Annotated in this window: 12 protein-coding genes and 1 tRNA gene; 6 read left to right on the forward strand and 7 right to left on the reverse strand. The window is 67.5% G+C overall.

Annotation, left to right across the window (positions count from 1 at the left end; genetic code table 11):
* Window positions 1-1828: 1828 nt before the first annotated feature.
* A tRNA-Leu gene (locus tag HXX10_RS22210) sits at window positions 1829-1914 on the reverse strand.
* A 240-nt stretch (window positions 1915-2154) separates the two neighbouring features.
* Here HXX10_RS22210 and HXX10_RS22215 point away from each other — a divergent pair.
* On the forward strand, window positions 2155-2715 hold the full coding sequence (locus HXX10_RS22215; RefSeq protein ID WP_296525333.1) for a flavin reductase family protein: 561 nt from the start codon (window positions 2155-2157) through the stop codon (window positions 2713-2715).
* A 39-nt stretch (window positions 2716-2754) separates the two neighbouring features.
* Here the strand turns inward: HXX10_RS22215 and HXX10_RS22220 are convergent, their stop codons facing one another.
* Window positions 2755-3231 carry a hypothetical protein gene (locus HXX10_RS22220; protein ID WP_296525335.1) on the reverse strand — a complete coding sequence of 159 codons (477 nt, stop codon included), beginning with the start codon at window positions 3229-3231 and terminating at the stop codon, window positions 2755-2757.
* A 235-nt stretch (window positions 3232-3466) separates the two neighbouring features.
* Here HXX10_RS22220 and HXX10_RS22225 point away from each other — a divergent pair, with 235 nt between their 5' ends.
* Both HXX10_RS22225 and HXX10_RS22230 read left to right on the forward strand, forming a co-directional pair.
* Complete coding sequence (locus HXX10_RS22225) at window positions 3467-3763, forward strand: hypothetical protein (protein WP_296525336.1); 297 nt, start codon at window positions 3467-3469, stop codon at window positions 3761-3763.
* Window positions 3764-3820: 57 nt separating this feature from the next.
* Window positions 3821-4330, forward strand: a complete 510-nt coding sequence (locus tag HXX10_RS22230) for a hypothetical protein (RefSeq protein ID WP_296525337.1) — start codon at window positions 3821-3823, stop codon at window positions 4328-4330.
* 130 nt (window positions 4331-4460) lie between these two features.
* Here the strand turns inward: HXX10_RS22230 and HXX10_RS22235 are convergent, their stop codons facing one another.
* Together HXX10_RS22235 and HXX10_RS22240 are read right to left on the reverse strand one after the other, a co-directional pair.
* On the reverse strand, window positions 4461-5792 hold the full coding sequence (locus tag HXX10_RS22235; RefSeq protein ID WP_296525338.1) for an MFS transporter: 1332 nt from the start codon (window positions 5790-5792) through the stop codon (window positions 4461-4463).
* 99 nt (window positions 5793-5891) lie between these two features.
* The gene (locus HXX10_RS22240; RefSeq protein ID WP_296525340.1) at window positions 5892-6338 is read right to left on the reverse strand and encodes a cupin domain-containing protein; all 447 of its coding nucleotides are present in this window, start codon (window positions 6336-6338) and stop codon (window positions 5892-5894) included.
* 386 nt (window positions 6339-6724) lie between these two features.
* Between HXX10_RS22240 and HXX10_RS22245 the strand changes: the two genes are divergently transcribed.
* The gene (locus HXX10_RS22245; RefSeq protein WP_296525342.1) at window positions 6725-7885 is read left to right on the forward strand and encodes a LysR family transcriptional regulator; all 1161 of its coding nucleotides are present in this window, start codon (window positions 6725-6727) and stop codon (window positions 7883-7885) included.
* Here the strand turns inward: HXX10_RS22245 and HXX10_RS22250 are convergent.
* Window positions 7873-8229: a DMT family protein gene (locus HXX10_RS22250; protein ID WP_296525344.1), complete on the reverse strand. Its 357-nt coding sequence runs from the start codon at window positions 8227-8229 to the stop codon at window positions 7873-7875. The two genes, HXX10_RS22245 and HXX10_RS22250, sit on opposite strands and share 13 nt — an antisense overlap.
* Window positions 8230-8423: 194 nt before the next feature.
* On the opposite strand from HXX10_RS22250, the gene HXX10_RS22255 reads away from it, so the two are divergent.
* Window positions 8424-9338 (forward strand): hypothetical protein, encoded by a 915-nt coding sequence (locus tag HXX10_RS22255; protein WP_296525345.1) that lies wholly within the window; start codon window positions 8424-8426, stop codon window positions 9336-9338.
* Between the two features lie 200 nt (window positions 9339-9538).
* On the forward strand, window positions 9539-11779 hold the full coding sequence (locus HXX10_RS22260) for a TonB-dependent receptor (protein WP_296525347.1): 2241 nt from the start codon (window positions 9539-9541) through the stop codon (window positions 11777-11779).
* Between the two features lie 51 nt (window positions 11780-11830).
* Here HXX10_RS22260 and HXX10_RS22265 read toward each other — a convergent pair whose 3' ends face one another.
* A complete protein-coding gene (locus HXX10_RS22265; RefSeq protein WP_296525349.1) occupies window positions 11831-12064 on the reverse strand; it encodes a hypothetical protein in 234 nt (77 codons plus the stop codon).
* A gap of 374 nt (window positions 12065-12438) precedes the next feature.
* The gene (locus HXX10_RS22270) at window positions 12439-13071 is read right to left on the reverse strand and encodes a glutathione S-transferase family protein (RefSeq protein WP_296525351.1); all 633 of its coding nucleotides are present in this window, start codon (window positions 13069-13071) and stop codon (window positions 12439-12441) included.
* Window positions 13072-13134: the final 63 nt, after the last annotated feature.

Raw genomic sequence — 13134 nt, forward strand, 5'->3', positions numbered from 1 at the left:
GACCCCCATGAACCCGCCGATCATCAACGAGGCGCCGTCGGGAATCTTCGCGACGACCTCCTCGATGGCGGTAACCTTGGACATGTCACATCCCTTTCCTAAAGACTTCGAGCGCGTGAACACGTCACTTGATCTGCGGCTCCGGCCATCCAATGCCACCCGGCGTCATGCGGCGCAGACGATGGCCCCCGTGGACGAACCGCGAGATGGTGCAACCCTGGCGAAGCCGGGATATCCGGGATTATCGAAACGACGACCCGATGGCAGGGCACTGCCCTTCCAGCGAGCCGCTCCTGCGAGATAACGCATTCCCATGATGAGAACTGTGTAGAATTGCTCACGGCCACGCCGCCAGGCGCGGCCCCGGCCGCAGCGACACGGTGCGAATGTCGGTCGCGCGGCTCGCGCACGGCTTGACCTTCGCGCTCAAAGGTTTTTGCCTGCTGCGCGTAGGCGATGGAATGGTGGACGAGGGCCGCCCAGATTGTTTCCGCGATCTTCCCAAACGCGCGCCTTCTTTCCCGACGTTCGGCAGGGCATTGATATGCGGATAGTCGTGCAGATCGCCGCGCGGAGTAATCCCTAAAAGGGCACAAGCTCGGCGGGCAGCGTCGGATGATCGTCCACGGGGCAACCGACCAAGCGCCACCTCGGACTCCGCACCGCCATGCAGTTCCGCCTATCGTGCGAATGCCGCCCGACCAAGGCCCCCGCGATCGTCAAGCGCGGGATCGAGCGCCGAAAACCTCAACGCAGGGCGATTCGTGCCTGTCACCGTGGAGATAAACCTTACGGGGAAATCCGATCCGACCCCCACGAGCGATTAGTTGTTGGTCCATTTCGTTGGCGCTGCGTCGCGGCGGCCAAATGGCCCTAACTGGACTCAAAGAGACGGCATTCGACCGCTGCTATAGTGACCGGAATTCAAAACACTTTTAAGTGGCTCTGTGAGCAATTCGGCACAGTCAAGGGCTTTCTTAGAGCACATGCCTTCAATTTCGACGGGTGAAATTCCGTTCTATTCGATGGGTGAATGTTCGCGCTGTCTGTCCCAGAGGGCCCCACTTTGCCGAGCCGCCACAGGGCCCGACAGACCCTCTACCGATGGGGAGGAAGAGAACATGCCTGGTTACATGCTCCTGATCATGGGCGTCAATGCCACGGCCGGCGCGTTCATTCTGTTTCTTGTCGCACACCTCCTTGTTCGTGAGAACGGATCGGGCGACAAAGTGAGAAAGAAACAACAGCACTGGTAGCAGCTTGGTCGTTGGGGTCAGCGGGCGGATGGATCTGGAAGGCCACACAGCGATTCCGGCGCACTTTTTGGTGTGTCTGAATTTCGGCCGGTCTTGAGTGGCTGCGACGTTCCGCGTCGGTTCAAGCCGTCGCGGAAGGGATCCGGACCTTTCGAGACTTGTGCAGCATGAACTGAGAGAGAAGGCGCCGATCGCGGCGCCTCAAATCCGGGACAGCTATGACCACCGCGACGCCGTTCGAAATGCCCGCCGATATGCGAAAGATGATACCTTCGCATTCTGGAGGGAGTGGAAGCCCCCCATCTCGTGTTGGCGCCGGCAGGTCGCAGACGGCCATGAGGTCCGAGTGGGCGCCGCCCTTATTATGCCGCTGCAGATAACACGTCACGATCCTGACACTCCCCGCCGGACGAGATGCGACGGGCGATCGGGCGGCGGCCCCCGGCAGCATTGGTGCGGTGGGCGGAACACAGGTCCCGAACTGCGTCGCTTTGGGACCTATTTGGAACCTTTTGAATGCAGAAATCCTGTGTGGCGCCCACCCTCTACCAGGCTAACTTATTGTTTTTGCGTGGTGCCCCTGGCCGGACTCGAACCAGCACGGTCTTGCAACCACCTGATTTTGAGTCAGGCGCGTCTACCATTCCGCCACAGGGGCCCGGGCAGAATATAGGGGCCCGGCGGCGCCGAGGGAATCGGATTTTGCGGCGCGCGGGACGGAACCGCGGGGCGCCGGCGGACGGCCTCGGCGGCGGGGGGCCGGCTGAAGGAACGCCAGACACGCAATGCTGGCGCCCCGACGGGCCGTCGCGGCCCGACGCCGCCCGCGACCGCCGTCCCAGCCCGCGCTATCATCGGGCACGGTCGCCGTCCCGGCAGCCCACCCCGAGGCCGTCCCATGAAACCTGTCGCCAAGTCGGATTTTCCGGTGACGGATGTCCGCCGCTTCCTCGAGCCCGGGCCGATCGTGCTCGTCTCCTCAGCCTGGCAGGGCGAGACCAACATCATGACCATGGGCTGGCACATGGTTATGGGGTTCGAGCCCTCGCTGGTCGGCTGCTACATCTGGAGCGAGCACCACTCCCAGGCGCTGATCCGCAAGAGCAAGGCCTGCGTCATCAACGTGCCGACCGTCGATCTCGCCGACATCGTCGTCGACATCGGCAACTGCTCGGGCCGCGACGTCGACAAGTTCGAACGCTTCGGCCTGACGCCGCAGCCCGGCACCATGGTGTCGGCGCCGCTGATCGCCGAATGCTGGGCCTCGTTCGAATGCCGGCTCGCCGACGCGAGCCTGATCAAGAAATACAACCTGTTCGTCTTCGAGGTCGTCAAGGGCCATGCCGCCAAGGCCAAGCGCGCCCCGCGCACGCTGCACTATCGCGGCGACGGCGAGTTCATGATCGCCGGCGAGACGACGCGGCGCTGGCGCCGCCGGTTCCGGCCCGACATGCTGTGAGAACGAAAGCCGCGCGAGACCGCCCCGCCGTAATCGCGCTCAGCGCCGCTTCAGCGTGTAGATGACGTCGTCATACGCGAACAGCGCGGTGTTGCGATCGCGGAAGTGGTAGGTGAAATGGCCGCCGGCGCAGTCGACGTCGACGCTCGGTACGTCGGCGCGGTTGAGCCCGAACTCGCGGGCGATGCGATCCTGGCTGCCGTCGGGCAGCGAGCCGCGGAACAGCGCGTCGGTCGGGTAGGTTCCGGTCTGGTAGAGGGCACGCTTGCAGGCGAGGCCCTGGTGCTTGGAGACGATGGCGCCGTCCTCGAAGGTGATCTCGGTCTCGACCAGCTTGCGGCCCTGCTCGGTGAGGCCGTTGCGCTCCTTCGACCGCACCCACGGGCCCGGCACCGCCTCGGTGATGTGCCACTTGCCGATCAGCCCGTTCTCGGCCGCCCCGGCCGGGCCGATCGTCACCGGACCGACCGCGAACAATGCGACCGCCACCAGCGCCAGCCTCCCGTTTGCCGTCATGCGCCTCGGTTCCCCTTCTCGAACGCCCCGGCCCCGGAAAGAAAACGGAAGCACGGCAAAATTACGAACGGTCGCCGCCGCGCCCTCGGCGGGGCGCCCGGCCCCATCGGCGGGCGCCGCCCCGGAAGCCGGCGTTAACCGTTCCTTAAGACGATGCCTCGCCTTTGCCCAGAGTGGGTCGAACGCCTGCCCGGATCTTTTGGCAGAAAGACCGCGAACCACACGACGGCAACCGATGACACGCTCGATCACAGAACCCTGCGGCTTCACCATCCACCGCGAGCCCCGTATCCGGCGCCGGCGCACCGCCGTGCTGGCCCAACTGGTCGCGACCGTGGCGCTGGTTCTGTCGATCGCCATCCTGATCGCCGCCGTGACCCTGCAGATCGCCGAAGCGGCGCCCCTCGGGCCTCCCGCCGCATCGGGCGGCGGCCTGCCGATCGCCGGCGCGGTCAGCCTCGGGCTCGTCGTCCTCGGCGGCCTGACGGTGCTGATCACCGGCATCGGCGCCCAGGTGCGCCCGCGCGACTGAGGCGCTACAGATACGGCGGTAGCGCTGCGGCCAGGAGCGCCCTCCACGAGGTTCGCCATGCCCCTGTCGACGAGACCCGTCCGGTTCGGCTTTCTGGCGGCTGTGCTGTCGATGGCCTCGCTGTCGTTGGTGGCGACCGCGGCCGAAGCCGGCTGGTCGGCCCGCAAGGGCGGCGGTCTCGGCACGCTCGTCTCGACGACGACGCCGGCGGGCGACGAGTTCTTCCTGTTCTGCAGCAAGACGGGGCTCGGCCTCGGCCTGGTGGCGCGGGTCTCGACGCGGCCCGGCGGCCCGAGCGACCTCACCCAGTTGCCGGTCACGGTGGCGCTCGACGACAAGCCCGCCGTCGCCCTGACGGTCGAGGGATTCGACGGTGCCTGGGTCGGCACCGATGCGACGGCGACTGCGGTCGCCCGCGACATCCCGGCCGCCACCGCCGTGACGGTGACGATCGCGCCGAGCCATGCCGAGGGCTTCGAAGCCGCCCGCCAGGTCTTCGTGCCGGGCGGCGGCCTCGCCGCGGCCACCGCAAAGGCCGGCTTTCCGGCGCGCTGCCGGGTGAAGTGACGTCGACGCCGACCTCGCTCGGCAACGACCACCAGCCGATCCCGCCCGCCGGCCGCCCGATATCGAAACGGGCCCGGCACCGTTGGTCGGCGCCGGGCCCGCGACATGGACCGAGACAGCGATCCCGCGCCTACCGCTCCAGGACCGAACGCTCCGGATCGATCAGGAACGCCCAGATGATCGCCGCGGCGACCAGCACGCCGGAGGTGATGTAGAACGGGGCGATCCAGTAGCCGTTCTGGGCCAGCGCACCGAACACGATCGGGGACAGCGAGCCGCCGCCCTGCCCCACCATGTTCATGACCCCCGACACCGTCCCGCTGAACCCGCCCGAGATGTCCATGGCGACCGCCCAGGCCGGGGCGAGAACGAAGGTCAGGAAGAAGATCGAGAGCGCGAGGAACAGGACGACCACGGCCGGCTGATCGCTCAGGCCGGCCGGGATCATGAACACGGCCGCGCCCAGCATGGCCATGATGCAGACGGCGCGCCGCGACCATTTCAGGTTCTTGGTGCGCCGATAGACCGTGTCGGTCAGGACGCCGCCCATCAACGAGCCGATCGCCCCCGCCGCCAGCGGCAGCGACGCCATGACGCCCATCGCCTTGAGCGAGATATGATGATGCTCGATCAGATAGGTCGGCATCCAGTAGTAGAAGAAGTAGCTCGTGTAGTTGAAGGCGATGTAGGAGGCGGCGAGGCACCACATGTTCCGCGACGTGAGGATCTTCGCCCACGGCACCGCCGGGACAGCCGGGACCGCCGACGCCGCTGCGGTTTCAGGCGTCGCATCGTGGTGGATGTGAGCGAGCTCGGCCTCGTTCACGCGTCCGTGCCGCTCGGGCCTGTCGCGATACAGGAACCACCAGGCGACGGCCCACACGATGCCGAACACGCCGAAGATGTGGAAGATCGATCGCCAGCCGAAGGCGTCCATGATGGCGACGCCGACCAGCGGCACCACCGAGGTCGCGAGCAGCGCGGCGCTGTGGGTCGCGCCGTTGACGAAGCCGCGTTCCGACTTGGGGTACCAGTGCTGCATGCCGCGCGTCGCGGTGGGCCAGGCACCGGCCTCGCCCAGTCCGAACACGAACCGGATGGCCACCAGCGAGACGAATCCGACGGCGTGCGCCGTCGCCATGGTCATGATGGACCAGAACAGCACCATCAGGGTCAGCATCAGGCGCGGCCCGTAGCGGTCTCCCAGCCAGCCGCCCGGAATGTTGCCCAGCGCGTACGCCCAGGCGAAGGCGCTGAAGACCAATCCCATCTCGGTCTTGCTCAGCCCGAACTCCTTGATGATCGCCGGGGCCGCGATGGAGATGTTGGTGCGATCCATGAAGATGATCAGCGACATCAGGCAGATCAGAAAGCAGACGACCCAGCGATAGCGGCTCCGCTCGAGAGCGCCCGTGCCGGCGACGATGCCGGCTTTCGATTCGATCGTATCGGCCATGCCCATGACTGTGCCTCGTTCCGCACGTTTCGAGTCTCGGCCGCTCCGGCGACGCGGTGGCGAAGCCGGGGCGGCAAGACCGGTGACGCGACCTCGGCGGTCGCCTCACCAGGGATTTTTCTCCTTGTAGGCATCGGTCATTTCGTCGAAGCGGGCGTGGTGCTGCTCCCACGCCTCCTTCGAACCGGGCGCCCAGCTATGGTCGAACACGCTGTGGCCGGGGACCCGGACCTTGAACTGGTAGATCGCCCCGTCACCCTCGACGATCATCTCGTGCATGAGATAGGCGGGGATGTGATAGACGTCGCCCGGCTTCAGCACGCACCATTCGCCGCCTTCCTCGCGCATCCGGAAGGTTCCCTCGGTGACGATCAGGAACTGCTCCTCGGGATGATTGTGCATCCGGGCGCCGTTCTTTCCATCGCCGCGGTCGCCGCGATAATCGATCTTCTGCAGGAGGATCTGGTTTCCTGTGATGGTCCTGCCCCTCGCCGTCGAGTGGCTGGGCGTGATCATCGTCTCGGCGATCTTGTCCCATTCATAGTGCGGCATGTCGTTCGTCCTGAATCGGCACGGCCACGGATCGACCCGCGTGAAAACGACGGCGCCGACCCGGACCTGGTGAGGTCGTCGGGTTTCTGGTGGACAGCTTTCTGGCAGTGACGGCGCGGGGAGGTGCCGATCCATGGCTCGGCGGCTCGCCCGCTGCAACGATCCGCATCTCGAATCGAGGCGCGTGACCCAGCGGACGACGGCGACATGGACCGACCAGCACCGACATCGAGACGTCCGCAGAGTGCGACCGGGAGCTATATTGTCCAATCATATTGGAGGATACCGCCCATAAGGCGGGACAATGTCCGCTGTTTCCCCAAGTCCGCGGCTTCACGCGCGAGCGTCGTCGCGCCGGCCGCCGGTTGCGGAACCCGCCCGGTCCGGTGGCGGGCTCCACGACCGATCGGTGCCCGGCGCCGCCGCAACCCTGGCAAAGCGTCCGTGCGCATGTCCTTTCAGGCGTGCCTGCCCTAGGCTCGCGCCGTGCCGTTGCTGCGGGGGCAATCGTGGACTCGATCGATCTCAAGCAGATTCGCTGCTTCGTCGCGGCCTACGAGGAGGGCAGCTTCAGCAAAGCCGCGGCACGGGAGCACTGCACCCAGCCAGGCCTCAGCCTGCACATGCAGCGGCTCGAGGCGACGCTGTCGCAGCAGTTGTTTCACCGAACGGCGCGGGGCGTGACACCGACGGTCGCGGGCCGCCAGTTCTATGCCTCGTGCACCGAGGTGCTGGACTCCATCAAGTCGGCGAAGCAGCGCATGATGGATCTGTCCGGCAGCATTGCCGGCTCCATCCGGATCGGGCTGCCGCCCGCCCTGTTCAAGGGCGCGTTGTCCTGGATGCTGCCGGGCTACATGCAGACGCATCCTTACGTGAATGTCGCCTTGTTCGAGGGAATCGTCGGCGGCTCCTTTCCGCAGCGGGTGGTCACCGGGGACATCGAAGCCGCCGTCGTCACCACCATCCCGAGCCATCTCGGGCTGAAGACCAGCCACTTCTTCTCCGATCAGCTCGTGCTGGTCACCAACCCTGGTCGCGGGCCAGGCCAGAAACGCAAGCAGCGGTCGCCGGTTCCGGTGCTCGCCCGCGATCTCGCCAAACGCAAGCTCGTCCTGCCATCCAAGCAGCATACGCTGCGGCAGATCATGGACGGAGTCGTTCGCCTCGGCGAAGGAGGCTCCGGGCGGATCGTCGAGATCGACGGCGTGCTGGGAAAGCTCGATCTCGTCCGCCACACCGACTGGGCCACCATCCTGCCCAGCATTGCGGTGGCCGACGAAGCGAGGCAGCAGACCCTCTATGCCGATCCGATCTGCGAGCCGGACCTCTGGCTCGAATACTTCCTGATCTATCCGACGCACGCGGTGCTTTCGACGGCCTGCCGCGATTTCCTGCGACAACTGAAGGAGACCCTCGAGCACAACCGCCCGGCGCCGGCGCCGCGCACGGCGGCGCCCGACGGCTCCGCCGAGACGGTCGCTCCGAAACGCGCCGCGGCGGCGCGGCCGCAGCGGCGACGCACCACAGACCCTCACCACCGGTGAAAGACGAAGAACGCCCCCAGCGCCACGAAGGCGAAGCCGATCGCGTGGTTCCAGGCGAGCGGCTGGTTCAGATAGAGCCAGGAGAACGCCGCGAACACCAGGAGCGTGACCACCTCCTGGATGGTCTCGAGCTGCGCCGGCGCGTAGACGGTCGCGCCCCAGCGGTTGGCCGGCACGGCGAGGCAATACTCGACGAAGGCGAGGCCCCAACTGATCAGCACCACTTGCCAGAGCGTCACCTCCTTGAAGCGCAGGTGCCAGTACCAGGCCGTCGTCATGAATACGTTGGAGGCGACCAGCAGGACGACCGGAAGGACATGGGGCGAGGTGAAAAAGGACGGCATCGGCAGCCTCGGCTTCGAGATCGGAGACCCGGCGAATCGCCCGGGCGCCCCCATCTAACCCGGAACATTTCAGATCGCTCCGGCCCGACGGACGAGGCCGCTCACGGGCCCGTTCCGGCCGCAACCGGGTCGCAATTCCTGCCTAGAGAGTCGTGGTCGATTCGACCGATCGTCGCCGCTTCCGGAGCCGCCGCATGCGTCGCAATCCTCCGATCCTGATCTCCTCGGCCGCGGCGCTCGTCGCGGCGGTTCTCGGGCTGTCGCCCGCGATGGCGCAGCCCGCACCTGCCAAGCCTCAGCAACCGGCCAAAGCGACACAGCCGGCTCCGCCTCCCGGTCCCGGCCCGCAGGCCCCCCAGCCGGCGCCGCCGCGCCCCTACAAGGCGATCGCCGTGACGCCGGCGACGCCGCTCGCCGATCCGAGCTTCGAGGCGTTCCGCAAGCAGCTCGGCGAGATCGTCGGCCGCAAGGATCGCACCGCCCTCGCCGGACTGCTCGCCCAAAACTTCTTCTGGATGGCATCCCAGGGCGAGAAGGCCGACCGCAAGAAGAAGCCGATCGACAATTTCGCCACCGCGGTCGACCTCGATGCGGGCGATGGCTCCGGCTGGGAGGTGCTCGCCGCGGCGGCGGGCGAAGCAACCCTGCAGCCGCTGCCGCAGCGCAAGGGCGTGCTGTGCGCCCCGGCGCCGCCCGCCTTCGACGCCAAGGCCTTCGACCAGCTCCTCAAGGCGAGCCGCACCGACGTGCTCGAATGGGCCTACGCGACCAAGCCGAGCCTCGAGGTGCGCGCCGGCGCGGCGGCCGATGCGCCCGTCGCCGAGACGCTCGGCGCCATCCTGGTGCGGGTGATGCCCGAGCCGCCGCCCCCCGGCGCGCCCCAGGGCGGCCCGCCTTCGGGCGGTCCGCCGCCATCTGCCTCGCCGCCCGGACAGGCCGCCACCACACCGGTGCCGCCGGCCCCGCCCACCGTCCTGCGGATCGTGACGCCGGCCGGCAAGACCGGCTGGATCGCCGCCGACAGCGTGCAACCGCTGGTGTTCGAGCAGATCTGCTATGCCAAGGACGCCGGCGGCTGGAAGATCGCGGGCTATCTCGGCGGCGAATGAGCGGACGAAGCGTGCTCGCGGCGCAACGACCCGCCGCGAATAGCGGGCCTGCAGGGAAAATCGCGCTAACCCGAATTGCCAAGGCGGCCTGATCGCGGTGTCTCTTGAGCATCTCGTCTCGGAGACCGTCCGTGCGCGCACCCATGCTGCCTCGTCATCCGCGTGCCCGGGCTCCGGGCCCGCCTCCACGCTCCGCCTCGATGGCCGCCGTCTCGGCGGCCGCGCTCGTCGCTGCAGCCGGATGGGCGCCGACCGCTGCGTTCGCCCAATCGGCGGCACCGGCCAGCACCGTGACGCTCGACGAGCTGGTGGTCGAGGCGCCACGCGAGCGCGCACCGGCACGCCCCGGCGCCGGAACCGGCGCAAGCGGCCCGCCGGGACCGAGTGCGCCCGCCGCCCCCACCGAATCGACGGCCGAGGCGGAGGCGCGGCGCCGGCTGGCGGCGACACCGGGCGGCACCGCCGTGGTCGACCAGCGCCAGCTCGCCGGCCGGGCGGACGTGTCGATCGCCGACTCGCTCAACATCGTGCCGGGCGTGATCGCCACCAGCTTTTTGGGCGGCAACGACCAGCCGAAGATCCACATCCGCGGCTCCGGCCTGCAGTCGAACCCGACCGAGCGCGGCATCCTGATCCTGCAGGACGGCCTGCCGCTCAACCGCGCCGACGGCTCCTACATCGTCGGGCTGATCGATCCGCGCATGGCGGACTTCTTCGAGGTCTATCGCGGCTACACGGCGAACCGCCTCGGCGCCACCGTGCTGGGCGGCGCCATCAACTTCGTGTCGCCGACCGGCTCCGGCTCGCCCGGCGTCGAGACGAGTGTCGAGGGCGGCAGCTTCGGCTATGTGCGCACCCAGGTGCAGGGCGGCGCCCGCAAGGACAATCTCGACGCCTTCGTGCAGTACTCCTACGGCCAGCGCGACGGCTACCGTGCCTGGGACGGCTCGGACCGCATCATCTTCAACGCCAATGCGGGCGCCAAGATCAACGAGAACATCTCGACCCGCGTGTTCGTCGGCTATACGGATCTGGGCTTCGAGGTCCCCGGCCCGCTGTCCTGGGCCCGCATGAAGGCGTTCCCGACCCAGGCCGCGCCGGGGCCGATCGTCGTCAACGGGGTCGCCACCGAGGCGGGCCCGAACGCGGTGCGCGACAAGCCGCGGCGCGACACCGAGCAGGCCCGCCTCGGCTCGCGCACCACCGCGACCTTTGGGGCGAACGTGCTCGACCTCGCGGTCGGCTTCACCCACACCGATGACACCTTCCGGTTCCCGGTCGGGTCGGGCTACCGCATCACCGACGGCGGCGACTTCACCACCTCGCTGCGCTACGCTTACCGGCCGGACGCCGCCGCAGCCCTGCCGCTGTTCGAGACCACCGCCATGTACGTGGTCGGCAGCGCGGAGCGCACCTACGCCAACAATCTGCGCGGCTGGCGCACGACCAATTTCGGGTCCAACACGCTCGACGCCGACACGCTCTCGGTATGGTCTGGCTTCAACGTGCCGGTCGACGCCTTCACGATCTCGCCGGCGATCTCCTACATGCGGGCGACGCGCGACAATCTCGACACCTGGGGCAACGCATTGCGGCCGACCGTCAACGCCGTGACGGGAGCGACCGGGGCGGTCGCCGCGACCAACACCAGCTTTTCGCGCTCCTACGACGCCTGGAACCCGAGCCTCGCGCTGCTCTACACTTTCGCTCCCGGCAACGTCGCCTTCGCGGCGGTCAGCCGCACCTACGAGGCACCGACCTTCGACGATCTGATCGAGGCGTCGGGCGGCACGCCCAACACCAGCCCGACCGGCTTTTTGACGCCGAACCTGAAGGGCCAGAGCGCCGTGACGGCCGAGACCGGCTTCCGCGGCAGCCACGACCGCTTCACCTGGGACGTGGTGACCTACTATTCGTGGCTGACCAACGAGCTGATCAGGACCACCAACATCGCCGGCGCGCTCTCCACCACCAATGCGGACCGCACGACACATTTCGGCATCGAGCTCGGCGGCAGCGTCAGGATCGCGGACGACCTGACGGCGCGCCTCACCTGGACGTATCAGAACTTCCGCTTCGCGAACGACGCGCTCTACGGCGACAACCGCATCGCCGGCGCGCCGCAGCACTTCGTCAACGCGGCGCTGCGCTACACCGTGAACCCGAAGCTGTGGGTCGAGGGCGAGGTCCAGTGGGTGCCGGACGGCGTGCCGGTCGACAATGCCAATACGCTGTTCACCCAGGGCTTCGCCGTCGTGAACCTGCGCTCGCATTACAAATATGACGCGACATGGAGCGGCTTTGCCGAGGTGCGCAATCTGTTCAACGAGAACTACGCGGTGTCGTCGCTGACGATCGGCCGCGCGGTGCGCAGCGACCAGGCCGTGTTCCTGCCCGGCGACGGCCGCGGCCTCTACGCCGGCGTGAAAGCGAGGTTCTGAGACCGCCTCGCACCCGGGCGCCGCACGACACCGTCGCGCTGCGACGGGCCGTCAGGCCCGCCGGGCCACGGCCTTCGTGCGGTTGGCGCGGGCGGCGTGATGCCGGCAGAGCGCGGCGCTGCGCGAGGAGATCCGCTCGAGCCGCCGGTGGTTCTCGGGCGTGAAGGGATTTTCCCCCACCGCCTTGAAGAACCGCACCAGCGCTTGATGATACAGGATCTGTGCGTTGGCGAGCTCGTCGGTCGTCAACTCGGTCCAGTGCTTTTCGATGAAGGTCTTGTGCATGGGGGTGACGTCGAGAGGTGGAACGACGGAGAGAGGTCGAAGAGCGAGCGGATGCACGCGGCGAAGTCCCCGGGGCTGGCCCCTCGGACCTTCAAATCATTGCCGCCAAACAAATGAGAAGGCGTTACTCTTGCGCGATCTAATGATTTAAATTTCCGGTCGCGCCGGCGGGAAGTTGTTATCCATTCGGCGGCGGATCGGCGCTGCGGATAGCCCAGCGCGACAGGTATGGATCGTCCGATTAGCTCGGACGGTGCAGACGACGGCGCAGCACCCCGCCTTTCGTCGTAGCCTGAGCAACGCATGCCTTCGACAAAAGGCGAAGCCGCGCGTCGCCGCCCCTCGCGGCGCGCAGACCTGGGGCGCGAAAAGATCTACTCCGCCACCTCGAGCGCCGCGGCGGCCCGCTCCATCTTGACGTGGCGCGGCTGCGCGGCGACTCGCTTCAGCCAGGCGCGGATCGCCGGATAGCCGGCGAGATCGAAGTCCGCCCGCTCGGCGATGTGCGTGTAGGCGTAGAGCGCGATGTCGGCGATGGTGTAGCGGTCGGCGGCGAAGAAGCGGTTCTGTTCGAGATGCTCCTCCATGACGCCGAGCGTCGCATAGCCGGACTCCGTCCAGCTCTCGATCTCGTGCATCTTGAGGTCGCGGCCGCCGCGCACCAGCGTCAGCCAGAAATAGGCGGCGCCGATGCTGGGCTCCATGCTGTTCTGCTCGAAGAACATCCAGCGCAGCGCCTCGGCGCGCTCGAACCGATCCTCCGGCGCCAGCGGCGTGCCGCCGGCGATGTACCACAGGATCGCGTTCGACTCGGGCAGCCAGCGTCCGGCCGCCACCTCGAGCAGCGGCACCCGGCCGCTCGGATTCCTGGCGCGGAACTCGGGCGTGCGGTTCTCGCCCTTGAGCACGTCGATCTCGATCAGTCGATGGGGAATGCGAAGCTGCGCGAGCGCGAGCCGCACCTTGTAGCAATTCCCCGACCGCTGCATCGAATAGAGCGTGTACATGCGACTCCCTGACCGCATTCGTCTCGCGGGAGCGGCTGCTCCGTCGGATCCGTTGGCGTGAAC

It is taken from the genome of Rhodoplanes sp. (genome assembly GCF_013377085.1).
Lineage (GTDB): Bacteria > Pseudomonadota > Alphaproteobacteria > Rhizobiales > Xanthobacteraceae > Rhodoplanes.